The following is an 802-nucleotide window of genomic DNA, read 5'->3' as shown; positions in this document are numbered from 1 at the left end:
GCAAATAATGGAGCCTCTGCGGTAGAACTATTCCACTCTCACAAGATTGATCTCGTTCTTATGGATGTCCAAATGCCGGTAATGAATGGATTTGACGCCAGCCAGCGGATTAAGCAAATCACATCCTCCGTTCCAATCATTGCCTTATCTGGTGAGTCTGGAGCTAGAGAGTTGGAGCTAATTTCGAAACTCATGGATGACAGGCTCGAAAAGCCCACCACGTTAAATGCACTTCAAGTCGTCATCCAAAGATGGTTACAGAACGAGAATTTTGCACCTTCCAGCACTTTTTAATTTGCAAATATAGAATTGGCACTAGATGTGCATTATTGGAGTAAATCGAATTATCCAGAAGGTCAAGCAGGCTGCAAATGAGTAGCGTATGAGCTTGATAAGGAGATCGCCATGTTACTTCATCGACATACATACTACGGCTTGATTCATCATGGAATCAAAACACTGTTACTTGATCGCTTAGGCCACTATACAGAAGAAGAGTATCATCAATATCTGACCCTGATGACTGGTAAATCCACTTGCTTCACGATGTCTCTCGAAGAGCTAGAAGCAACGGTCGATAACTTACTGCGGGAAGGCTATTTAGAAGATGTAAAAACGCTTATTTCCCAATATCAACGTGTGGCTTAAGGTTTAAAACTCTCAACTCTATTGCCGCTTCACGCGGCAATTTTTATTCCTTCCACTTGCTGTTTCGACGTGGAAGAAGCTTGCGGGCTGTACGATATACTAAGCGTTACTATTCTTACCTTAACTTCCTCAGTATTCACATCTTGTCAGATTC

At 42.3% G+C, this 802-nt stretch carries 2 protein-coding genes; both read left to right on the top strand.

Features of this window, described 5'->3' with window-relative positions:
* On the top strand, positions 1 to 294 hold a 294-nt coding region (locus IQR33_RS18870), incomplete at its 5' end, for a response regulator (protein WP_193843926.1).
* Between the two features lie 111 nt (positions 295 to 405).
* Entirely contained in the window at positions 406 to 648 is a 243-nt protein-coding gene (locus IQR33_RS18865) for a hypothetical protein (RefSeq protein ID WP_017634694.1), read from the top strand.
* Positions 649 to 802 lie beyond the last annotated feature (154 nt).

This window comes from Vibrio sp. OPT46 (genome assembly GCF_015163535.1).
Taxonomy (GTDB): domain Bacteria; phylum Pseudomonadota; class Gammaproteobacteria; order Enterobacterales; family Vibrionaceae; genus Vibrio; species Vibrio alginolyticus.
The sequence above is the reverse complement of the archived record's forward strand: the minus strand, read 5'-3'. Positions and strand labels throughout refer to the sequence as shown.